A 22,645-nucleotide genomic window follows, 5' to 3' on the forward strand; every position below is an offset into this window, starting at 1 on the left:
CGGACGCGCGGAATGAGCGCCGTGGTTCCCGGCCCGGCGTCAGCGCCGGAACAGGTTGACGATCGCCAGCAGGATCACCGCGCCGAGGAAGGCCGTCACGAGGAAGCCCAGCCAGCCGCCGCCCACGCTGAGTCCGATCATCGGCAGCAACCAGCCGCCGATGAAGCCGCCGACGATGCCGACCACGATGTTGAGCAGGATCCCCTGACGGTGCGCGGTGCGCATCAGCAGGCTGGCGAGCCAGCCGGCGATGCCGCCGACGAGCAGGTACACGATCCATTGACCGAGCGACGACGGTTCCATCTTCGATTCCTTTGCTGCGTGAGCGGCGTTGCGTGAACGGCCGCGATGATCGCGGCGTGCGCGTGAGCGACGCGTGCCGGCTCAGGCCGGATCGGATCCCAGCAGCGCGTCGAGGGCGGCGCGCGGCAGCTTGCCGGTCTCGTTGCGCGGCAGCGCCTCCACCCGGCGCAGTCGCCGCGGCAGGAACACCGGATCGACCGCCTGGCGCAGCGCATCGAGCAACGTGGCGTCGTCGAGCGCGGCGTCGGCGACCACCAGGGCCGCGATGCGACGTACGCCGTGCGCATCGGGGGTCGCGCTCTGGCAGATCACGCCGTCACGCACGCCGTCGATCGCGAGCAGCCGCCGGGTGAGATCGGCCAGCGAGGCGCGCTTGCCGGCGATCTCGATCATGTCGGCCTGACGGCCGCGCAGCACGAAGCGGCCGTCGGGTTCCACTTCGACCAGATCGGCCAGCATCTGCGGCGCCGGCAGGTGCGGCGCGCTGACCAGGGTGCCGTCGGGCACCGGCTGCAGGCGCACGCCGTCGTACGGTGTCCACGCGGTTTCCGAGGCGGTGCGGCGACGCGCGAGGATGCAGGTCTCAGTGGAACCGAACAGCTCGCGGACTTCGCAACCGAAGCGCGCTTCGGCCTCGACGGCAAGGTCCTGCGGCAACGGTGCGGTGGCCGTCGCGATTGCAGCCAGCGGCGGCAGCGTTACGCCCGACGCGACCAGCGCGCGCAGATGGACCGGCGTGGTCACCAGCAGCGGCGGCCGCGGCGCGTCACGCAGCGCGGACGCGATGTCTTCGGGGAAGAACGGGCGCGCGCCGTGCACGGCGACATCGCCGAGCATCGGCAGCAGCACCGACATCTCCATGCCGTACATGTGCTGCGGCGGCACGGTCGCCACCACCGACAAAGCGTCGGCGCCGTGCAGGTCGGCCAGCGCGGCGAGGTTCTGCAGCGTGCCGGCATGGAAGCCGGACCAGGTCTTGGGATTGGCGCCCGGCACACCGGTGCTGCCGGAAGTGAATCCGATCGCGACCAGCGCGTCGGCCGCCAGCTGTGGCAGATCGCCCGGCAGTTCCGGCAGCACGTCCGGCAGGCGCACGTAATGCGGCGGCGTCGGTGCGTGCGCGGCATCGTGCATGCCGTCGCAGCCGCAATCGTCGCGATCGCCGATGCAGTAGCTGTGCGGATGGCGCGCGCGGACGTCGTCGATCGCGCCGCGCGTGCGCGCCGGCGGCAGCAGCGTGGTCTGCCCGCGCAGGGCGACCGCGCAGAACGCGACCAGGAAGCGGTAACGGTCCTCGCACAGGTTCAGGGCGAACGGCGCGTCGGGCAGCAGCGCCGCCACGCCGCGCACGTGGTCGAGGAAGGTCGACACGGGAATCGCACCCTGCGGACCGAAAGCCACGATGCGCCCGGGATCGCCATGCACCATCGGCAGACGGCCCGCAGCCACACCGTTCACCGCGGCCGCTCCCGCTTTCACCCCCACTGCCGACATCCGGATCCCGCTCCTGCCTGTAAGACTGCGCCGCACCGGGCCGGCGCGAATTATGACGTTTTAGCTTACGCTGGACGCCCTGTGGCGTGCCAAGTGCGGATGTTCAGCGAAGACAGCAGTCTGCGTGCCGGCCCGGTGCGCTGCGCCTGGCGCGAGTACCGCCGCGGCCAGTCGGCCGAGGCCCTGGTACGGCCCTGGCTCGCCACCCAGCTCGACCTGCCCGATGCCGCCCTGGACCTGACGCGCGACGCGCGCGGCCGTCCGATGCTGGAGATCGGCGCGGGCCTCACCGGTCCCGACGTCAACTGGAGCCATAGCGGCGAACTGCTGCTGGTCGCGCTGGGCGACGGTGTGCGGATCGGCGTCGACGTCGAATGGCAGCGTCCGCGCCCGCAGGCGATGGCGCTCGCACGGCGCTTCTTCACCGCGGCCGAGGCCGATGCGCTCGACCGCCTGCCGGCAGACACCGCCGAAGCCGCCTTCGTCCAGCTGTGGTGCGCCAAGGAAGCGGTGCTCAAGGCCCATGGCCACGGCCTGTCGTTCGGGCTGGACCGGCTGGAATTCACCGCCCGCGACGGCGGCTGGGCGCTGACCGCCTGCGATGCGGCGCTCGGCACGCCGGACGACTGGTCCCTGCATGCCTTCGCGCCGCGCGCCGGTTACCTGGCCACCCTCGCCTGGCGCAGCCGCGCCTGAACCGGGCGGTCGCCGCCCGTAGACTATGCGGATGATTCCGTCCGACGATCCCGCGCTGCGCGCCGACCTCGACGCCGGCCTGCACACGCTGGGCCTGGCCCCGACGCTGGCCGGTCCGCTGCTGGCCTACCTCGACCTGCTGGCGCGCTGGAACCGCACCTACAACCTCACCGCGATCCGCGACCCGCGCGAGATGGTCACCCGCCATCTGCTCGATTCGCTGGCGATGGTGCCGCACGTCGAAGGCCTGCGCACGCTGGCCGACCTGGGCACCGGTCCCGGCCTGCCCGGCATCCCGCTGGCGATCGCCCTGCCGGGCCTGCAGGTCACGCTGGTCGAGTCCAACGGCAAGAAGGCACGCTTCCTGCGCGAGGCCGTGCGCCAGCTGAAACTGGGCAATGCCGATGTCGCCGAATCGCGCATCGAGGCCGTCGACCGGCCTGGCGCTTTCGCCGCGATCACCGCCCGTGCGCTGGCCACGCTGCCCGACATCCTGGCCGCCGGCGGCCATCTGCCCGCGCCCGATGGCCGGCTGCTGGCGATGAAGGGCGTGCGCCCCGACGAGGAGATCGCCGCGCTGCCCGCGGGCTGGGCCGTGACCGGCATCCATCCCCTGCGGGTGCCCGGGCTCGAGGCCGAGCGGCATCTGGTGGTGGTGGGACGCACGCAGCCGCAGGGGGCATAATCCCCGGTCCGGCCGTCTCACGGCGTCCGGCTCCCTTCCTCGGAACCCACGGAGCCCATGGCCCGAATCATCGCCATCGCCAACCAGAAGGGCGGCGTCGGAAAGACGACGACGGCCGTGAACCTGGCCGCGGCGCTCGCACGTACGCCACTGCGCGTGCTGCTGGTCGACCTCGACTCCCAGGGCAACGCGACCATGGGCTGCGGCATCGACAAGAGCATCGTGCCGGTCTCCACCTGCGACGTGTTGCTGGGCGAAGTGGAAGCCGGCGATGCGATCGTGCAGACCGAGGAAGAGGTCGACCTGATTCCGGGCAACACCGACCTCACCGCCGCCGAACTCGAACTGATGGGCGCCGAAGGCCGCGAACAGCGCCTCAAGCGCGCGCTCGAACCGCTGCGGCCGCGCTACGACTACATCCTCATCGACTGCCCGCCGGCGCTGTCGCTGCTCACGCTCAATGCGCTGACCGCGGCCGATTCGGTGCTGGTGCCGATGCAGTGCGAGTACTACGCCCTGGAAGGCCTGAGCGCGCTGCTGCAGACGATCGACGCGATCAAGCAGAGCCTCAATCCCAAGCTCGAGGTCGAGGGCGTGCTGCGCACCATGTTCGACGTGCGCAACAACCTGGCCAATGCAGTCTCCGGCGAGCTCACGGCGCATTTCGGGGACAAGGTGTTCCGCACCATCGTGCCGCGCAACGTGCGCGTAGCCGAGGCGCCGAGCCACGGGCAGAGCATCGTCGGCTACGACAAGGCCTCGCGCGGCGCCGTCGCCTATCTCGGCCTCGCCGGCGAGATCATCCGCCGCCAGCACGAACGCGACCGCGCCGCACAGCCCGCGTCGGCCCCCACTGGGATGGAGACCCCGGCATGAACACGCCCAAGACGCCAGCGAAGGCACCGGCCAAGAAGCGCGGTCTCGGCCGCGGACTGGAAGCCCTGCTCGGCCCCAAGGCCGCCGCCGAGGCGCCGCCCAGCCTGGAAGCGACCGAGCAGGACACGCTGCGCGTGCTGCCGATCGATGCGCTGAGCGCCGGCAAGTACCAGCCGCGCAAGCACTGGGACGCCGACAAGCTCACCGAGCTGGCCGAGTCGATCAAGGCCCAGGGCGTGATCCAGCCGCTGGTCGTGCGGGAGCGGCCCGACCGCACCTTCGAAATCATCGCCGGCGAGCGGCGCTGGCGTGCGTCCAAGCAGGCGGGCCTGACGGAAGTTCCGGCGGTCGTGCGCAACGTAGAGGACCGCACGGTCGTCGCGATGGCGCTGATCGAGAACATCCAGCGCGAAGACCTCAACCCGCTGGAAGAGGCCCAGGCGCTGCAGCGGCTGATCGACGAATTCGACCTCACCCACGCGCAGGCCGCCGAAGCCGTCGGCCGCTCGCGCGCCGCGGTGTCCAACCTGCTGCGTCTGCTGGAACTGCCCAACGCGATCCGCATCCTGGTCGAGTCCAAGCAGCTGGAAATGGGCCACGCCCGCGCGCTGCTGACGCTGTCGCCGGATCTGGCCAGCAAGCTCGCCGCCGATGCGGTCGAGCACGGCTGGTCGGTGCGCGAGGTCGAACACCGCGCCCAGCAGTTCGCCGCCGGTCGCGTGCCGGGTGGCGACACCCGCACCGTCGCGCGCAACAAGGCCCGACCGCAGGCCGACATCGTCTCGCTGGAGAACGAACTGTCGGAAACCCTCGGTACGCGTGTGTCGATCGCCAACGGCCGCGGCAACAAGGGCCGATTGGTGATCCACTACGGCAATCTCGAGGCGCTGGACGGCGTGCTGGAACGGCTGCGCGCCGCGCGTGACTGAACACCGGCCGCTGGAATTGTGTAACGCGCGCCGGGACCCCTACCCTGCCGCGATGATCCGTCGCCACGCCCCGCTCCACCGTGCGCGCCTGCTGTGGCTGGCGCTGCTGGTGCTGGGCCTGATCGGCGCGCCGGTGCTCGCGGCCATCGGCAGCACCCACGACCTGTTCCACGACGCCGACGCGTCCGCGCACACGCATGCGATCGAACATGCCGCTGCCGACGACGACGGTGCCGGCGGCCTGCTGCACGCCGCGATGCACTGCGCCACCTGCGGCGGCCACACCTCGGCGCTGCCGCCCACGCCCGCGATGATCGGCCTCGTGCCTGCGCAGTCCTTCGACTCGGTACCGGTCGACGCCGCGCCGACACGGCGCCCCGACACCCTGCTGCGCCCCCCGATTTCCGCATGACGCCCGCGCCGGCCTGAGCCGGCTTTTCGTCATCCCGAAATTGGAGCGTTCCCATGTTGTTGCGATTGGCGGCCCTGGCCGCCCTCGCCGCTGCGCCGTGCCTTGCGGCCGCGCAGTCGGCGCCCTTGCCCGTGCGCGCAAGCGCGCAGGCCCTGACCCTCGATGACGCGTTCGCGCGCGTCGCCGATGCCCATCCCGAGCTGCGTCTGGTCGACGGCCAGCGCGCGGTCTTCGATGCAGAACGCGAGGTCGCCGCGCTGCGGCCGCCGCTGGAGGCCGGCATCGAAATCGAGAACCTCGGCCTCGATGCGCCCACGCGCACGCTCGAAACCACGCTGACGCTGGCCGGCGTGTTCGAACGCGGCGGCAAGCCCGATGCACGCCGCGCGCTCGCGCAGACCCGCATCGATGCGCTCGCCCTGCAGCGCGAGACCGCGGGCGTCGATCTGCTGGCCGAAACCGCGCGCCGCCATCTCGCCATCGTCGTCGCGACGCGGCGGCAGGCGATCGCAGAGACCGATGTCGCGCAGCGCACGCGCGTCGTCGCCGCTGCACGTCAGCGCTTCGCCGCCGGTGCATCGCCCGAAGCCGTCGTGCTGACCGCGCAGGCGGCGCAGGCGCAGGCCGAACTGCAGGTCGCCAATGCGCGACTGGAGATCGAAACCGCGCAGCGCAGCCTGTCGATGTTGTGGGGCGATCCCGATGGCGGGTTGGCCATCGCCGACAGCGATCCGCTGGCACTGCCCGACATCGCGGACTTCGGCACGTTGCGCGAACTGCTCGCGCGATCGCCCGAGCTGCTGCAGTTCAACGATCGTGAGCGCATCGCCGAAGCGCGGCTGCAACTCGCGCGCAGCGACGCCACGCCCGACATCGGCTGGCAGGCCGGCATCCGTCATCAGCGCGAGAACGGCGACACCTCGCTGGTCGGCGGTTTCGTCGTGCCGCTGGGCAGTCGCGCACGTGCGCAGCCCGCGATCCGCGCCGCATTGGCGGAACTGGCCCTGGTCTCGATCGAACGCGACGCCGGCGATCGTGCGCTGCAGGCCACGCTGGCCGAAGCGCACGGCCGCTATCGCGTCGCGCAGTCGGCCGTCGCACTGCTCGCGCGCGATGTGCTGCCGCGCCTGGGTCGCGCCGCCAGCGCGACCGAGCGCGCATGGCGCGCAGGTGCGGTGTCGTATCTCGAATGGTCGCAACTGCAGGACGCGCGCAGCGATGCGCTGCATCAGCAACTCGACGCCGCCGAAGCCGCGCAGATCGCCCTGATCGAACTGCAGCGCCTGACGGGCCAGTCCCTCGTCGTCGCACACGCGACGCCTACCCCGTTCGAAGGAGACGCTCGATGAGGCCGTTCCATCTCGTTGTCGCCACGTCGCTGGCGTGTGCCCTGCTGCTGTCCGCGTGCAATGCACCGTCGCCCGCGCCTGCCACCGGCACCGCCGACACGCATGGCGATGCGTCCGGAGACGACCACGCCGACGACGATCATGCGGACGACGACCACGCCGACGACGTTGCCACCATCCCGGCCGACATCGCCGAAGACGTCGGCATCCGCGTCGCGCCCGCCGCGGCCGGCGTCATCGCTGACCAGCACGAAGTGCAGGGCCTGCTGACGACGCTGGAGACCGGCAACGCGCGGATCACCGCGCGCTTTCCGGGCCCCGTGCGCCGCCTGCACGCCGAGGTCGGCGACCGCGTCCGCGCGGGCCAGGTGCTGGCGACCATCGACAGCAACCTCAGCCTGTCCACCTACACCGTGACCGCGCCGATCGCCGGCACCGTGCTCGCGCGCAACGCGTCCATCGGCGAAAGCGTGGCCGAGGGCGCGGCGCTGTACGAGATCGCCGACCTGTCCCGGCTCTGGGTGGACCTGCACGTCTTCGGCCGCGATGCCGAGCACCTTGCCGTCGGATCGCCGGTCACGATCACCCGCCTCGGCGACGGCGCGACCGCCGACACCCGCATCGATCGCGTGCTGCCCGGCACCGCGACCGCAAGCCAGAGCACGATCGCCCGCGCGACGCTCGACAACGCCGACGGCCAGTGGCGTCCGGGCTCCGCCGTGCGCGCGATGGTCACCGTGTCGACGCAGCCTGCGGATCTCGTCGTCCCGCTGACCGCGCTGCAACAGATGGATGGTCGCGATGTGGTCTTCGTGCGCGAGGGCGATCGCTACGAGAAGCGTGTGGTGACGCTCGGGCGGCGCGATGCGCGGCAGGTGGAGATCGTCGATGGCGTGGTGATGGGCGAGGACGTCGTGGTGGAGCAGAGCTACACGATCAAGGCGGATCTGGAGAAGGCGGGGGCGGGTCATGCGCATTGAAGGCGCGGTATTCAGATCGTGCGGGGGCCTGAGGCTTCTCGCACTACTCGAACCTCGTCATTCCCGCGCAGGCGGGGCTTTCAACAGCCGAACGGCTGGTCATCCAGGGACTTTGCTTTCTACTCTCGCATCAGACCAAGACGTGCCGTCACGGAAGTCCCTGGATTCCCGCCTTCGCGGGAATGACGGTGTGGAGCGCTGCAGCGTTGCGAGGAAATCGAACTCAGCAGCACACGGTCCCGGGAATGTACTGAAACGGCTTGCACACACCTCAAGCATCGGAGCCCCCCATGCTTGAGTCCCTCATCCACGCCGCCATCCGCCATCGCTGGCTCGTCCTCGCCGCGACCCTCCTGCTGATCGCCGTCGGCACCTGGAGTTTCACGAAACTCCCGATCGACGCCACGCCCGACATCACCAACGTGCAGGTGCAGATCAACGCCGCGGCGCCCGGGTATTCGCCGCTGGAAACCGAGCAGCGCGTGACGTTCCCGATCGAAACCGCGCTCGCCGGTCTGCCGCGGCTCGACCACACGCGTTCGCTGTCGGCCTACGGCCTGTCGCAGGTGACCGTCGTGTTCGAGGACGGCACCGATCTGTACTTCGCGCGGCAGCAGGTCGCCGAGCGTGTGCAGGAGATCCGCAGCCAGTTGCCGGCCGATGTCGACGCCTCACTGGGGCCGGCCGCGACCGGGCTCGGCGAGATCTTCATGTACACCGTCGACGCCGATGCCGACGCGCGCAAGCCCGACGGCACGCCCTACACCGCGACCGACCTGCGCACGCTGCAGGACTGGGTGCTGCGCCCGCAGCTGCGCACGGTGCCCGGCGTCACCGAGGTCAACACCGTCGGCGGCTATGCGCGGCAGGTACACATCACGCCGGATCCGGCGCTGCTGGTCGCGCTCGACTTCACGTTCGAGGATGTCGTCACCGCCGTCGCCAACAACAACCGCAACGTCGGCGCCGGCTACATCGAGCGCAACGGCCAGCAGCTGCTGGTGCGCGTGCCCGGCCAGGTCGCCGACATCGCGGCGATCGGCAACATCGTGATGGCGCGGCGCGATGGCGTGCCGATCCACGTGCATGACGTGGCGACCGTCGGCGAGGGCCGCGAACTGCGTACCGGCGCGGCCACGCAGGACGGCGAGGAAGTCGTGCTCGGCACGGTCTTCATGCTGGTCGGCGAGAACAGCCGCACCGTCGCGCAGGCCGCGGCCGCGCGGCTTGCAACCGCCAACGCCAGCCTGCCGGACGGCATACGCGCAACCGCGGTCTACGACCGCACGGCCCTGGTCGACCGCACCATCCGCACCGTCGCCAAGAACCTGATCGAAGGCGCGCTGCTGGTGATCGTGGTGCTGTTCCTGCTGCTGGGCAACGTGCGCGCGGCGCTGCTGACCGCACTGGTGATTCCGCTGACGATGCTGTTCACCGTGATCGGCATGCGCCAGGGCGGCGTGTCCGGCAACCTGATGAGCATGGGCGCGCTGGATTTCGGCCTGATCGTCGACGGCGCGGTGATCATCGTCGAGAACTGCCTGCGCCGCTTCGGCGAAGCGCAGCGCCGGCTCGGACGCCTGCTCGATACAGGCGAGCGCCACGCCCTGGCGGCCTCGGCCAGCGCCGAGGTGATCCGGCCCAGCCTGTTCGGGCTGGGCATCATCGCCGCGGTCTATCTGCCGGTGTTCGCGCTCGAAGGCGTGGAGGGCAAGATGTTCCACCCGATGGCGATCACCGTCGTGCTGGCGCTGACCGGCGCGATGATCCTGTCGCTGACCTTCGTGCCGGCGACGATCGCATTGCTGCTGCGCGGCCGCGTCGCCGAACACGACAACCGGGTGATGCGCGCCGCGCGTCGCGGCTATGCGCCAGCGCTCGACTGGGCGCTGCGCCATGGCCGTTGGCTGGTCGGCGGCGCGCTGGTGCTGGTGCTGGCCTGCGGCTGGCTGGCCACGCGCCTGGGCAGCGAGTTCGTGCCGAGTCTCGACGAAGGCGACATCGCGTTGCATGCCATGCGCATTCCCGGAACCGGCATCGAACAGTCGGTGGCGATGCAGCGCGCACTGGAGCGGCGTCTGCTGCAGGCGCCCGAGGTCGCGCACGTGTTCTCGCGCATCGGCACCGCCGAAGTCGCCAACGATCCGATGCCGCCGTCGGTCGCCGACACCTTCGTGATCCTGCATCCGCGCCGCGACTGGGCCGATCCCCGCAAGCCGCGCGCCGCGCTGGTCGAGGAACTCGAAGCCATCGCCGAGACCCTGCCCGGCAACAACTACGAGTTCACCCAGCCGATCCAGATGCGCTTCAACGAACTGATCTCCGGCGTGCGCAGCGACGTGGCAGTGAAGGTCAACGGCGACGACCTCCAACAACTGCAGCGCGTGGCGACCGAGGTCGAACGCGTGCTGCAGGGCATCGACGGCGCCGCCGATGTGCGGATCGAAGCGGTCGACGGCTTGCCGCTGCTCGAGATCGCGCCGGATCCGCGGGCGATGGCGCGCTACGGACTCAATCCGGGTGATGTGCAACGCGTGGTCGCGGCCGCGATCGGCGGCGAAACGGCAGGACAGCTGTTCGATGGCGACCGGCGCTTCGACATCGTCGTACGCCTGCCCGAATCACTGCGCGGCGATCCGGCCGCATTGGCCGACCTGCCGATTCCGCTCGGCACTGCGGCCGGTGACGGCGCGCATGACGAGTCCGATCGCAGTGGCAGCTGGGCCAGCGGCACGCCGCGCACGGTGCCGTTGCGTGAGGTTGCGACGATTGGCACGCAGCTGGCGCCGAACCAGATCAATCGCGAGAACGGCAAGCGCCGCATCGTGGTTACCGCCAACGTGCGCGGACGCGATCTCGGTGGCTTCGTCGGCGAACTCGAGACGGCAGTTGCCGATTCGGTGACGCTGCCGACCGGGTACTGGATCGACTACGGCGGCACGTTCGAACAGCTGGCCTCGGCCAGCCAGCGTCTGTCACTGGTGGTGCCGCTGACGCTTGCGGTGATTCTCGCGCTGCTGTTCATGGCCTTCGGTTCGCTGCGCGATGCACTGGTGGTCTTCAGCGGCGTGCCGCTGGCGCTCACCGGCGGCGTGCTGGCCTTGGCCGCGCGTGGCATCCCGCTGTCGATCTCGGCCGGCGTCGGCTTCATCGCGTTGTCGGGTGTCGTCGTGCTCAACGGCCTGGTGATGCTGACCTTCATCCGCAAACTGCGCGAGGACGGCCTCGACCTGCACACCGCGATCGTCGACGGCGCACTCGGGCGCCTGCGTCCGGTGCTGATGACCGCACTGGTCGCCTCGCTCGGCTTCGTGCCGATGGCGTTCAACGTCGGCGCGGGTGCGGAAGTGCAGCGTCCGCTGGCGACGGTGGTCATCGGCGGCATCCTCTCGTCGACGCTGCTGACGCTGCTGGTGTTGCCGGTGCTGTACCGGTGGGTGCATCGGCGGGCGGAGGCCCGCTGACGCCCGGCGACCACCCGCACTCTGGACTGCGCACCGGCTGACGCGACCGACCGCGTCAGCCGGCCGCGTGCAGGTCCCAGAGTCGCAACACTTCGTCGATGGCGGACGCCATCGCCGGCAGCTTCGCGCCGTCGCGCGCGAGGGACGTGAGGCCGAGCAGGAAACCGTCGAATACGAAGGCCAGCGTGGCGACCGGGGTATCCGCGGCGAGTTCGCCTGCTTCGACCGCGCGGCTGACGCAGGCGCGGAGACACGCCGTCGTCAGCGACGGCGAGTCATCGGCATTTGGCGTCGACGCCATCGCGTCGATGCCGACCATGTCGCCTGGAATGCCGCATCCGTTGCACGGCGGACGATACCCTCAGCGCCCGCCGCCGCCCCCACCTCCACCGCCGCCACCCGAGAATCCGCCGCCACCACTACCCGACGCGCTCCCCGGCGGCGATGCCGATGACGCGATCTGCCCGGTGAATCCACCGCCGATTGCCTTGCTGAAACCGGCCATGTCGCCGATGCCCGCGCCGCCGTGCAGGCCGCTGGCGTAGTACCAGCCGATCGACGCCGTCGCAGCCGCCGCTGCGCTCGCGCCCACGGCGGCGGTGAACTTGTTCGTCCAGGCGTCTTCGACCTGCAACGCCACCGCATACGGCAGCAGGAATTCGAAGCGGCCCGCATCCAGCGTGGGTTCGTCGGTGTCCGGCCCTTTGAGCCGCTGCAGGTCCTGCCTGTCGGCCACCGTCAGATAGCGCCGGAAGCCTTCGATGCGGTCGCGCATGCGCCGGCCTTCGGGCGTCACCGTCGGCAACAGGAATACGAATAAGAGGAACACCCCGACCATCGCGATCAGCAGCGGCACCGCCAGCAACAGGCCCGAGCCCGTGCCGATACCGAACACGACCGTCGCGATCGAGAACACCGCCAGCAGCAGCGCCATCCACGCGATGCTGCCGCCGTTGTAGCGGTACAGACCGCCGGGAAAGCGCGTGTCCATCGCGGTCTTGATGCGCACCTGGTGCGCGCCGAGGATGCGCTGCATGCGCGCGGCGTTGCTGTGGTGGAAGGTCAGCGAATCGCCATCCGCGAACAGGTCGGTCAGCAAGGCAGACTGGTCGGGCGCGAGCGTGCGGCCTGCACCGGCGGCGCGCTGCACGCGCCAGTCGGCCTGCTTGCGCGCCTTTTCGTCGCGATGGATGTCGACGTGCCCGGCCACGGCCAGCGACAGCACATCGGCCGAGAATCCGCGTGTGTCGATGTGGGTCTTCTCGATGTAACGCAGCGTCGCCGGCGACAGATCTTCCGGCGGGTCGTACTCCACCACCACCGGCCCCGCCTTCGGGTCACGCCCGACCTTGCGCCAGCGCAGCAGGCCGAACGCCAGCATCACGATCAGCCCGGCCAGTGCGATCAGTGCCGCGCGGTTGTCGTTGAGCATCCACTGCAGGCGCTGTTCGCGGGTCGGTTCGACGAACAGGCCTTTCGGAAACCACAGCACCGTGGTCAGGCCCTCTTCCGGCTGCAGCGGCGCGGTCAACGTCCATCGCGCGGCACCCGGGCCGGTGACCTCGGCCGTGCAGGCCTGTGACGTCCCGCCCTGCGCGCCGGTGTAGCACTCGGCAGTCAGATCGGCGACCGGCACGTCACGCGGCAGGCGCAGCGTCGCGCTGCCCGTTTCGATCGGGAACGCCCAGCCGTGGCCGATCGCGTTGAAATACAGCTCGTCGTGCGTATCGAAGAAGCCCAGCTGCCGAGACGTGCGATAGCGCAGCGTGTACGTGAATTCCCCCGGCACCGGCAGGAAGTCGTCGTTACCGGTGTTGATGCGTACGCCGTTCGACCGGTTCTCCAGAAAGAACGGCTCGGGCTGCCCATCGCGCGCGAGGCCCCACATCTCGAAGTCGACCACAACCCGGTTGCCGTAGCGGTCCCGGTAGTGCGTGGGGAAATCGCGATAGATGCCGCGGCGGATGTTCTGGCCTTCCGCGCGCACCCGGATGCGCTCGGTCACGTCCAGGCTGCCATCGGCATCGAGCTGCAGATCGCTGTCGTAGGACAGGATGCGTTCCTGCGCCAGCAGCGGCGCGGTGCACAGCAACAGCAGACACGACAGCAGCAGACGGATCATCGGGCGGCTTCCTGGGGATGGAGCGCGCCGGCGGACATCCACGCGTCGCGAGCGCCGATGATCCCATCGCAGGCGTTGCCCTGTCGTAGCGAGGCCCCGGCCTCTGTGGCGCGAAGACTACCTGCGGTCATCCACGCAGAGTGGCGCGCTGCTCCGAACCGAAGCAATGCCGACCGCGGGATGCCGCCCGGGCCGGCGCAACACTACCCCCGGCCAACGCCTTCTACTTCGATGACGCCGACGCCTCCTGCGCCGGCGGCACGGCACTCGAATGCGAGGCCGCGATCCGCCACTGCCCGTCCCGGTGCACGGCCACCATTGTCGAGACCGGCTCGCCGGTGAACGCACGGCCGCCGGCGTTGCCGCGCCACGTGCTGCGACCGGTCACGATGACCGTGTCGCCATAGGCGCGCACCTGTGCGTCGTCGGCGTCGAAGGCTGCGGACTCGAACACCGGTGCCGTCGCCGGTGGATGCGCGTACTCGGCGATGAACGCCGCACGGGAACTGACCGTGCCATCCGGCGACACGTCGACGAAGTCGTCCGCCAACAGCCGGTCCAGCGTCGCGACGTCACGTTCGACGATGGCATTCGCGTACGTGCCTGCAAGCGCGATGACGTCGTGCCCGGTCTGGGTTGCCTCGCGCGATGCGGATCCGCTCGTTTGTGCAGGCAACAGATGCGGCGCCAGTACAGCGGCGGCGATGAGTCCTGCGAGCGCGATCGTCTTCAGCACGGTGGAAGTCCTCGTGGGTCCGCAATGGATGTCACATCTCACCGGTTCGCCGCGTCCTGTCCCTGGACGGCCGCTCGCCGACTGCAGGAGAACTGCTTTGCACCATGGAATGACCAACGCGGCACGCGACGATCAACGGCCATCGCCGAAACAGGCGGGTCATCGCCAAGCGCCAGGCGACATCGGAACCGGCCTACGCGCATTGCCGCTACAGTCGAACGCATGACGATTTTCGAACTGCTCAAGGATGGCGGTCGCGCGTTGCTCGATGCCCTGTTCCCACGGCGCCAGGCACTGGCGAACCTGCGTGCGAAGTGGGGCCAGCCGGGCGACAGGGCGCACAACGGCGTCAGCCGCTGCTTCGACCTGACGCGGGACACGTCGGCAGGCGACGTCGTGGACGACCAGACCTGGATCGATCTCGAGTTTCCGCGTCTGTTCGCCGACCTGGACACGACCGAGAGTCCACTCGGCAGCCAGTCCCTTTACCGCCAGCTCCGGCGCTATGTCGCACCGGCGCAGGCCGCGGCGCACTACGCCAGCTGCCAGACGCTGCGTGCCGATGCGCCGCTGCGCGAACGCCTGCAACTCGCATTGGCGGGTCTGGACACGGCATCGAACTGGCAACTGGCCCGCTTCATCTTCGGCGCACCGCCCGAAGTCGGGCCACTCCACCGCCTGTTGCCGTGGTGGAGTCTCGTCTGTGTCGTAGTTCTGGTGCTGGTGGTCGCGACACCGCTGCCGATCTGGGCGCTGCTGCCCACGGTCGGCGTCAATCTGATGCTGATCCTCTGCCTCTCGGCGCCGCTGTTCCGCGACATCGAACTGCTCAAGGGCTGCAGCCAGCTGCTGCGTGTCGCAGACGGCCTGACCAGGGTTCGCGACGACGCATCCGCCCTGCCGCAACTCGCCCGTCTGCGTGCGGAAGCGCCGTTGCGCCGAAAGATCCGTGCGTCGCTCGGCTGGATCGCCGTCCTGTACTCGCCATGGGTGCAGGTCGTCGCGGTCTGGTTGAACGTGCTGTGCCTGCTCGAACTCGCCGCCTACGGCCGCACCGTCACGCGCTTCGTTCGTGTCCGTACGGAACTGGCGGCGACCTTCGAAAGCGTGGGCGCGGTGGATGCCGCCATCGCGGTCGCCTCGTTCCTCGAGCAGCGGCCGCAGCACTGCGAACCCGTGATCTCGAAAGGATCGCTGCTCGACCTCGTCGATGCCACGCACCCGCTGACGAAGCGACCGGTCGCGAACTCGATCCGGCTCGACGGGCGCTCGGCCCTGATCACCGGCTCCAACATGGCCGGCAAGACCACCTTCATCAAACTGGTCGGCATCAACCTCATCCTCGGCCGTACGCTCGGCTTCTGCTTTGCCCGCAAGGCGACGCTGCCCGACACGAGCGTCATGGCGGTGATCCGCGGCGAACACTCGGTCGAATCCGGCAAGAGCCACTACTTCGCCGAGATGACCGCAATCCAGACCTTCATCGAACGCGCGGACCGCGGCACCTGCCGTCTGTTCCTGATCGACGAACTGTTCAACGGCACCAACACCGTCGAACGACTGGCCGCCGGCCGCGCCGTGCTGGAACGGCTTGGTCGCAATGCCCAGGTACTGGTGACCACGCACGACGTCGAACTGCAGGACGACGTCGCCGGGCCCTACGATCTGTATTACTTCCAGGAAGATCCGGATGTGGACGGCTGGTTCGACTACCGGCTGCGGGCCGGTCGTACGGATCGTCGCAACGCGATCCAGCTGCTGGCGCGGAACGGGTTTCCGGCGGACCTCGTGGCGGATGCGTTGCGGTATGCCTCGGCTCACCAAGTCCAGGCGTTCGACACTTTCTGCGCTGAGCAGACGACGAGATCCGACATCGTCGAAGAGTGAGCTCGAAACCTTCGAACTGATGACTGCGAATCACTGCGCTTGAATTGCCCCGCTCGCCCTCACCGCCTGCGCATGCAACAACGCTCTTTCCAAAAGTTCGGACGTGACGTAAGGAAACAGCCCGCCCCTGTCGGCATCTGAAATGCGCGACAGGTAGTTGCGGAGCGTCTCTTGATCCCCTACCGAAGCCAGTGCCGCGAGATGCCAAAGCTGGTGAGATCCGGGAACGTCCAGGGTAGACGCCAGCCAAGCCAGGTGCGAATCAAACTCAGCGTCTCGAATCCAACTCTCCGCTTCAGCCATCACTCGACCGGCAAGTGCTTGAAGCTCGGTGCCGTGAACTTGAAAAAACTGCCATTCCCGACTCTTCTGCGGGAATACTCGATGAGGCTGCTGATCGATGAAGTCGACGGCATCACCCAGCGGGTCGGGAACGAAACTGCATCCAAAACTTACGCCCAAGCCGTCAAACCGCTCGGTAAACGAGAAATCGAGATGATACCGACGCCCTTCTGCTCGCTTGAACATGAAGAGTGCACGCCCGTCGCGCGCCGGCTGGCCCGCGCCACCGGCCTCCCAGACGGCTTTCACAATCGACATCGCATGTGCTGTCTTCATCAACCCGGTCTCCAACTCGTTTTCCAGCGCCAGTGGTAGCGCGCCTCGCTGAAGGAGAACCTGAAACGCGACCAACTGACAAGAAGATTCAATTTTGAGCTGCTCGCTCTACTTCGCGCGAACACCGGTCAACGGCGGAGGATCTGAGCGCTTCCACCTCGCCTTCCGGTATGCCAGCCATCTGCGCGAGCATGCTCAAACCCACAGTCTTCTTAGCGAAACATGCGCAGAACTCTGGCAGAACGGCCTTATCGAGCCCGGCCAACGGCGGTTTGCTTACGCATGCGGTTGCCACGCTTCGCTCTTCAACATCAATCAAGTCCCACGAGTCTTGTGGATCCGGCGCAGCAATAGCTGCCGCCGATCCGAACAAGCTGATCGCAAGAGTCAAGCTCGCCCTCAAGAACGAAGAAGAACACGTACGAATCACGGTCAAATCCTTTTGATCACTGGCTCCCCGCCAACGTGAGCGAATGTACCGAAATTTCCTTGCAACCGGCATTTTTCTGTCAAGAATCGATGCAGCAGCGCAGATCGAAAGAACGCATCCATCGTAAAATGACAGTTGGCTGCACGCATTCGGCCGCTGCGGCTGAATTGCGACTAGGCCGACAGACTCAACCGACCTCGATCGCCGTTGCGATTGTGTTGGGCACGGTGGCCGAGTTCCGTGTCGTCACGCTGGCCGGCCGCAACGCGGCCATCGCCTTGATTCTCGACAAATCCTGCATGGGCAACCTGATGCGAGACGGCAGGCAGACTGGTCTGGAAACGCCGTCCCGCTGAAACCGCGGCTTTCTGTATCCGAGGCAAAAACCGGGCGCGCATTCCGTGCCTGGGGCCGGAGCGCAGCCCGCCGGGCTGTGCCAGACATCGACACCGCGACCCCTTTGTCGACGGACCGGCTCGCCCCTAGCCTGTCGCAGGCGCCCCACTCCGCATTTAGCCGCCTCGAACGCGAAGCGAACCTGACAGGGTTAGTGGTTAGCGAGCCGAGGTCTGAAATAACGAATAAGCGCTGTGATCGGCAAAGCAAACACCCCTGCACCGATCATGAGCAGGACATCCCAGCCACCGCCATCTCCCCCCATCAATTGTGAATTTTTTACTTCCGAATCGCTGGAAAACACTGCCTGATACACGATCCAGGCACCCCATAACCCAAACGCGATACACAGCAGCGCTAAAAAAGCTGCTTTGGGTTCTGGCGGCGGGAAGAGCATGAAGCCGACGACGCCAAGCGAGAGCAGAGGAATGCCCCACACCACCTGACATACCCGAAAGAAAAGCGGGTCATCCAGAATCATCCTGAGCCTGGAGGTTGAGACGCTCATAACCGGACGATTCTCAAAGCCCGCACGGGGCAATACGCGTGGATCGTCCGCAAGACGTCGAAGAGTGTCAACGGCGCGGGATCTCTGTGGCGATCGGCCGCCGTACATCTGTTGCGACGACATTCGGGTCGTCCGTTCGGAAGAAGCGAAACGTCGGCCATGGTCTCGACATACCATCGATGGCATCCACCTGCCCGCCCCGAGCGCTTCTAACCTGCTTGGTGCACATCGCACTGCGTAGCGGATGCCCACGCGACACCACTGGGTCCTGATGCACCCGACCCTGTAAAATCGCCGTCTTTTGCGCGATCCCCCTTTGGATTCCCCGCTCCGCCCCGCCTTCCGCGGCCCGACCTTCATCCGGCTGCTGGCCCGCCTGACCGACGACACGCTGCCGCAAGGCGGCCCGGCGCCGGCCGAGCGTTTGAGCCAGTGGATCGACTGGACTCGGGCGGTGGTGCTGTCGAAGGTGCTGGACGCGAAGGCGTCCGAGGCTGAACAGAGCGCGCAAGTCGTTGATCGCGATGACGCGGCCGTGTGCGCCAAGGCGCGGGCGACGTTGATGGCATCGATCGCCGAAGCGCCGGAACTGGCGATCCCGCAGCCGCAAGCGGCCGAGGCCTCGAACGATGCCGAACCGGCACCAGAAGCCCCGATCGACTTCGCACCCTTCCGCCAGCGCCATCTGGCGCTGCAGCGGTCGATGCAGATGGCGACAGGCCGGCTGCGCGGCGATCTGCGCGACCGGTTGGCACAGCGCTCGGCCGACATGGCGCGGCTGGCCGAGGTGGATGCGGTGATGGAGGGCGCGCTGAGCCCGCGCGAGCACGCGTTGCTCGGTGCGGTGCCGGCATTGCTCGAAACGCACTTCGAACGGCTGCGCGCCGCCGCGGGTGCGTCGGCCACGGATCCGTCCGCGGCCTGGCTCGATGGTTTTCGCAGGGACATGCAGGGCGTGCTGATCGCCGAACTGGATGTCCGTTTCCAACCGGTCGAAGGGCTGCTCGCAGCGCTTCGCACCCACTGACGCAGTCCTTATGTCCTCAAGCAGTCGTAATACCGCTCTCCTTCCCGCGTTCGTGTTTGCGCTCGGCCTCGCCGTGGTCGGCTGGATCGCGATCGGCTACATCGGCTCGAACACGCTGGCGCTTGCCGTCACCCTGCTGATCGGCGCCTGTTACGTCGCCGGTGGCCTGGAGCTGCTGCGCTACCGGCAGGCCACGAAGACGCTGGCCGACGGCGTGGCGCAATTGAACGAACCGCCGGCGTCGCTTGGCGCGTGGCTGGGCGGGCTGGATGCCGGTCTGCGCAATGCGGTGCGCCTGCGCATCGAGGGCGAGCGCGTCGCGCTGCCGGTGCCGGCGCTCACGCCGTATCTGGTCGGCATGCTGGTGCTGCTGGGCATGCTGGGCACCCTGCTCGGCATGATGGTGATGCTGCGCGGCACCGGCATGGCGCTGGAGACGGCGACCGATCTGCAAGCGATCCGCGACTCGCTGGCCGCGCCGGTCAAGGGCCTGGGCTTCGCCTTCGGCACATCGATCGCGGGCATCGCGACCTCGGCGATGCTGGGCCTGGCCTCGGCGCTGCTGCGCCGCGAACGCGCGCACACCGTGCAGCTGCTGGATGCGGCCGCCGCGACGACGCTGCGCACGCATTCGCAGGCGCACCAGCGCGAGGAGACCCTGCGTCTGCTGCAGCAGCAGACCGAAGTGATGCCGGCGCTGGTCGAGCGATTGGGCGCGATGATGGCGACGATCGAGCAGCAGAACGCGGCGACAGGCGAGCGCCACGCCGCCAGCCAGGACGCCTTCCACGGCCGCACCGAAGCGGTCTACACGCAGCTGGCCGGCTCGGTCGAACGCGCCCTGCAGACCAGCGTCGCCGACAGCGCGCGTGCCGCGACAGCCGCGTTGCAGCCGGTGTTCGAAACGACGATGGCCGCGCTCGCACGCGAAACCGCAGCGCTGCAGGCGACGGTCTCCGACGCGGTCGAGCGCCAGCTGCAGACGCTGACCGCCGGCTTCGAAGCATCGACTGCAACCGTGGCTGATCGCTGGCAGCAGGCGGTGGATGGCCAGCAGGCCTCGAACGAGACCCTGGCGCGCGATCTGCGCGGTGCGCTCGACGGCTTCAACACGACGTTCGAGCAGCGCGCGAACGGCCTGCTCGGCGACGTCACCACGCGTCTCGACGCGACGACTGCGCAGACCACCGCGCTGCACGAGACCGTGACCGGCGCCGTCGACCGCCAGCTGCAGGCGTTGACGACCGGCTTCGATGCGTCGACAGCCAGCGTGGCCGAACGCTGGCAGGACGCGCTGGCCGCGCAGCAGGCGTCGCATGCCGCGCTGACATCCGATCTGCGCAGCGCACTCGACGGTATCGGCGAAACCTTCGAGCAGCGCGCCACCGCATTGGTCGACAGTGTCGCCACGCGTCTCGATGCGACCGCTGACAGCGTGAGCGCCGCCTGGAACGACGCGCTCGAAAAGCAGGCCGCGACCAACGACGCGATGAGCGCACAACACCAGCAGGCGCTGACGGTAGCCGCCGCAACGTTCGAAACGCACTCGGCCGCGCTGCTGCAGCAGGTGGACAGTTCGCATGCCGGACTGCAGACCGCGCTCGCGGCGCAGGACGCCCAGCGCCTCGCCGCATGGACCGACAGCCTCACCGCGATGGGCACCGCGCTGCGCGAGGACTGGGCGCAGGCCGGCGCCGAGACCACGCGCCAGCAGCAGGCGATCTGCGACACGCTCGCGACCACCGCCGACACCATCGGCGCGCAGACGCAGGCGCATGCCAGCGAGACCATCGCCGAGATCTCGCGCCTGGTGGACACCGCATCGGAAGCGCCGCGCGCAGCCGCCGAGGTCATCGCAGAACTGCGCCAGTCGCTGTCGGAGAGCATGGTGCGTGACACCGCGATGCTGGAGGAACGCACGCAGATGCTGTCGACGCTGGACACGCTGCTGAGCGCGGTGAATCACGCGTCGACCGAACAGCGCGCGGCGATCGACGCGCTGGTCGCAACCTCGGCCGATCTGCTGGAACGCGTGGGCACGCGCTTCACCGATCACATCGAAGCGGAAACCGGAAAACTCGACGGCGTGGCCACGACGCTCAGCGTCGGCGCGGCGGACGTCGCGAGCCTCGGCGAAGCCTTCGGCGCCGCGGTCGACGTCTTCGGCGAATCGAACCAGCAGCTCGCGACGCGTCTGCAGGGCATTGAGGACGCGCTGGAGAAATCGCTTGCGCGCAGCGACGAGCAGCTGGCGTACTACGTGGCGCAGGCACGTGAGGTCGTGGACCTCAGCGTGCTGGCGCAGAAGCAGATCATCGAAGACCTGCAGCAGTTGGGCGCATCGCGCGCCGCCTCCGCATGAGCGTCGAGCTGGAAGGCGACGACGAATCGTCCGCGCCGATCTGGGCCGCGTTCGGCGATCTGATGTCGGTGCTGCTGGGCGCGTTCGTGCTGATCCTGGTCGGCGTGATCGGCGTGCAGCTGCAGCTGGAACTCAAGCTGGACGCGGAGATCGCCCAGCGCGAGGCCGAGACACAGCGTCGCCAGACGCTGGAGCAGGCATTGGCTGCGCCGCTGGCCGCGGGGCGCATCACCCTGGTCGACGGCCGCATCGGCATCCGTGGCAGCGTGCTGTTCGCGCAGGCGTCCGATCAGCTTCAACCGGAAGGCCGCGAGCTGCTTCAGAGCCTGGCCGGGCCGCTGACCGAGTACCTGGCGTCGCGCGACGAGATCCTGATGGTCAGCGGCTTCACCGACGACCGCCTGGTGCGTGACGGCAACCGCTTCTCCGACAACTGGGAACTCTCCGCGCAGCGCGCGTTGACGGTGACCCGTGAACTGATCGCGGACGGCGTACCGGCCGAGTCGGTGTTCGCCGCCGCGTTCGGTGCGCAGCAGCCGGTGGGCTCGAACGCCGATGCCGAAGGCCGCGCGCAGAACCGTCGCGTGGAAATGGCACCCGTGCCGCGGCAGCAGTCCGCCGCCCAGACCGATGGCCGCTGACAGCGCCGACATCGATGTTGTGCTCGACGGCTGGCGTGCGTCCGGCGCCGACCGCGTGGACCCGTTGCGCTTCCATCGCATCGCGGCATTGCAACGCCGCGCGGCTGCGCGCGATGGCGCTGCACGTGAGGCACTGGACGCGACGCTGGCCGGTTTGATCGACGCGTATGCCGCGCACCTGGACGCGCGACCTGCGAACGGGCGCGACGCGGATGCAGGTGCGTCGAGCGCGGACGATGCGATGCAGGCCGGAGACGCCGCGACCGCGGTGACAGACCGCGGACCGGCGCGCAGCGCGCTCGCCACGCTGGTCGATGCGATGACCCCCGGTGCGTGTGCACGTGGCGACGGCATCACCGACCGGTCGCAGCGCACGGCCTATCCGGAACTCCCCGCGCTCGAGGACTTCCGCCAGCTCTGGTCGACACTGCGTACCGGCAGCCAGGTGCGCCGTTCGCTTGCAGCCCCGACCGAAGACGCCGGCCCGCTGAACTCCAGCCGCCTCGTGCACCGTTCGCTGACGCTCATGCGCGGCCTGTCGCCCGAGTACCTGCAGCAGTTTCTCGCCTACGCCGACACGCTGTCCTGGCTGGAGACCCTTCAGGACGCCGGCGTGCTGACCGGCAAGGAAACTGCACAGCCGGTGGGCGCGAAGCCGCATGCGAAACCCAGAGCGCGCAAGCGGCGTTAGCGCTACAGCGCGAACGCGCAGAGAGAAAGCGAGTCCACG

At 68.7% G+C, this 22,645-nt stretch carries 21 protein-coding genes; 14 read left to right on the top strand and 7 right to left on the bottom strand.

The window, feature by feature from the left end; translation table 11 throughout:
* Positions 1-39: 39 nt before the first annotated feature.
* On the bottom strand, positions 40-303 hold the full coding sequence (locus tag AC3A5K_RS15940) for a GlsB/YeaQ/YmgE family stress response membrane protein (protein WP_487618539.1): 264 nt from the start codon (positions 301-303) through the stop codon (positions 40-42).
* 81 nt (positions 304-384) lie between these two features.
* A complete protein-coding gene (locus tag AC3A5K_RS15945) occupies positions 385-1,731 on the bottom strand; it encodes an AMP-binding protein (protein WP_487618637.1) in 1,347 nt (448 codons plus the stop codon).
* Positions 1,732-1,896: 165 nt separating this feature from the next.
* Here AC3A5K_RS15945 and AC3A5K_RS15950 point away from each other — a divergent pair, with 165 nt between their 5' ends.
* The 8 genes from AC3A5K_RS15950 to AC3A5K_RS15985 all read left to right on the top strand — a co-directional run bounded on the left by AC3A5K_RS15950 (position 1,897) and on the right by AC3A5K_RS15985 (position 11,188).
* Positions 1,897-2,493 carry a 4'-phosphopantetheinyl transferase family protein gene (locus tag AC3A5K_RS15950; RefSeq protein ID WP_487618540.1) on the top strand — a complete coding sequence of 199 codons (597 nt, stop codon included), beginning with the start codon at positions 1,897-1,899 and terminating at the stop codon, positions 2,491-2,493.
* A 31-nt stretch (positions 2,494-2,524) separates the two neighbouring features.
* Positions 2,525-3,178 (top strand): 16S rRNA (guanine(527)-N(7))-methyltransferase RsmG, encoded by a 654-nt coding sequence (gene rsmG, locus AC3A5K_RS15955; RefSeq protein ID WP_487618541.1) that lies wholly within the window; start codon positions 2,525-2,527, stop codon positions 3,176-3,178.
* A 57-nt stretch (positions 3,179-3,235) separates the two neighbouring features.
* Positions 3,236-4,054, top strand: coding sequence for a ParA family protein (locus tag AC3A5K_RS15960; protein ID WP_487618542.1), 819 nt, complete (start codon positions 3,236-3,238; stop codon positions 4,052-4,054).
* Positions 4,051-4,983 carry a ParB/RepB/Spo0J family partition protein gene (locus tag AC3A5K_RS15965; protein WP_487618543.1) on the top strand — a complete coding sequence of 311 codons (933 nt, stop codon included), beginning with the start codon at positions 4,051-4,053 and terminating at the stop codon, positions 4,981-4,983. The genes AC3A5K_RS15960 and AC3A5K_RS15965 overlap by 4 nt, the downstream gene beginning before the upstream one ends.
* A 52-nt stretch (positions 4,984-5,035) precedes the next feature.
* Entirely contained in the window at positions 5,036-5,395 is a 360-nt protein-coding gene (locus AC3A5K_RS15970; RefSeq protein WP_487618544.1) for a DUF2946 family protein, read from the top strand.
* 53 nt (positions 5,396-5,448) lie between these two features.
* Positions 5,449-6,744 carry a TolC family protein gene (locus tag AC3A5K_RS15975; RefSeq protein WP_487618545.1) on the top strand — a complete coding sequence of 432 codons (1,296 nt, stop codon included), beginning with the start codon at positions 5,449-5,451 and terminating at the stop codon, positions 6,742-6,744.
* A complete protein-coding gene (locus AC3A5K_RS15980; RefSeq protein ID WP_487618546.1) occupies positions 6,741-7,724 on the top strand; it encodes an efflux RND transporter periplasmic adaptor subunit in 984 nt (327 codons plus the stop codon). Before AC3A5K_RS15975 ends, AC3A5K_RS15980 begins: the two co-directional genes overlap by 4 nt.
* Before the next feature lie 290 nt (positions 7,725-8,014).
* Positions 8,015-11,188, top strand: coding sequence for an efflux RND transporter permease subunit (locus tag AC3A5K_RS15985; RefSeq protein WP_487618547.1), 3,174 nt, complete (start codon positions 8,015-8,017; stop codon positions 11,186-11,188).
* A 55-nt stretch (positions 11,189-11,243) separates the two neighbouring features.
* Here AC3A5K_RS15985 and AC3A5K_RS15990 read toward each other — a convergent pair whose 3' ends face one another.
* The 3 genes from AC3A5K_RS15990 to AC3A5K_RS16000 all read right to left on the bottom strand — a co-directional run bounded on the left by AC3A5K_RS15990 (position 11,244) and on the right by AC3A5K_RS16000 (position 14,046).
* Positions 11,244-11,507, bottom strand: coding sequence for a hypothetical protein (locus AC3A5K_RS15990; RefSeq protein WP_487618548.1), 264 nt, complete (start codon positions 11,505-11,507; stop codon positions 11,244-11,246).
* A 42-nt stretch (positions 11,508-11,549) separates the two neighbouring features.
* The gene (locus AC3A5K_RS15995) at positions 11,550-13,310 is read right to left on the bottom strand and encodes a DUF2207 domain-containing protein (RefSeq protein ID WP_487618549.1); all 1,761 of its coding nucleotides are present in this window, start codon (positions 13,308-13,310) and stop codon (positions 11,550-11,552) included.
* 223 nt (positions 13,311-13,533) lie between these two features.
* Positions 13,534-14,046, bottom strand: a complete 513-nt coding sequence (locus AC3A5K_RS16000; RefSeq protein ID WP_487618550.1) for a nuclear transport factor 2 family protein — start codon at positions 14,044-14,046, stop codon at positions 13,534-13,536.
* A gap of 222 nt (positions 14,047-14,268) precedes the next feature.
* Here AC3A5K_RS16000 and AC3A5K_RS16005 point away from each other — a divergent pair, with 222 nt between their 5' ends.
* The gene (locus AC3A5K_RS16005) at positions 14,269-15,933 is read left to right on the top strand and encodes a MutS-related protein (protein ID WP_487618551.1); all 1,665 of its coding nucleotides are present in this window, start codon (positions 14,269-14,271) and stop codon (positions 15,931-15,933) included.
* A gap of 30 nt (positions 15,934-15,963) precedes the next feature.
* Here AC3A5K_RS16005 and AC3A5K_RS16010 read toward each other — a convergent pair whose 3' ends face one another.
* Positions 15,964-16,551, bottom strand: a complete 588-nt coding sequence (locus AC3A5K_RS16010) for a DUF6990 domain-containing protein (protein WP_487618552.1) — start codon at positions 16,549-16,551, stop codon at positions 15,964-15,966.
* 465 nt (positions 16,552-17,016) lie between these two features.
* On the opposite strand from AC3A5K_RS16010, the gene AC3A5K_RS16015 reads away from it, so the two are divergent.
* Entirely contained in the window at positions 17,017-17,337 is a 321-nt protein-coding gene (locus tag AC3A5K_RS16015; RefSeq protein ID WP_487618553.1) for a hypothetical protein, read from the top strand.
* 191 nt (positions 17,338-17,528) lie between these two features.
* Here AC3A5K_RS16015 and AC3A5K_RS16020 read toward each other — a convergent pair whose 3' ends face one another.
* Entirely contained in the window at positions 17,529-17,885 is a 357-nt protein-coding gene (locus tag AC3A5K_RS16020; RefSeq protein WP_487618554.1) for a hypothetical protein, read from the bottom strand.
* A gap of 301 nt (positions 17,886-18,186) precedes the next feature.
* Here AC3A5K_RS16020 and AC3A5K_RS16025 point away from each other — a divergent pair, with 301 nt between their 5' ends.
* Genes AC3A5K_RS16025 through AC3A5K_RS16040 form a run of 4 tightly spaced genes read left to right on the top strand, consistent with a single transcriptional unit; the run spans position 18,187 to position 22,606 of the window.
* Positions 18,187-18,912: a DUF3348 domain-containing protein gene (locus AC3A5K_RS16025; RefSeq protein ID WP_487618555.1), complete on the top strand. Its 726-nt coding sequence runs from the start codon at positions 18,187-18,189 to the stop codon at positions 18,910-18,912.
* 10 nt (positions 18,913-18,922) lie between these two features.
* Positions 18,923-21,274, top strand: coding sequence for a DUF802 domain-containing protein (locus AC3A5K_RS16030; RefSeq protein WP_487618556.1), 2,352 nt, complete (start codon positions 18,923-18,925; stop codon positions 21,272-21,274).
* Positions 21,271-21,915: an OmpA family protein gene (locus tag AC3A5K_RS16035; RefSeq protein ID WP_487618557.1), complete on the top strand. Its 645-nt coding sequence runs from the start codon at positions 21,271-21,273 to the stop codon at positions 21,913-21,915. The genes AC3A5K_RS16030 and AC3A5K_RS16035 overlap by 4 nt, the downstream gene beginning before the upstream one ends.
* Positions 21,905-22,606, top strand: coding sequence for a DUF2894 domain-containing protein (locus AC3A5K_RS16040; protein ID WP_487618558.1), 702 nt, complete (start codon positions 21,905-21,907; stop codon positions 22,604-22,606). The genes AC3A5K_RS16035 and AC3A5K_RS16040 overlap by 11 nt, the downstream gene beginning before the upstream one ends.
* Positions 22,607-22,645 lie beyond the last annotated feature (39 nt).

This window comes from Luteimonas sp. Soil_C_5, assembly GCF_057656615.1.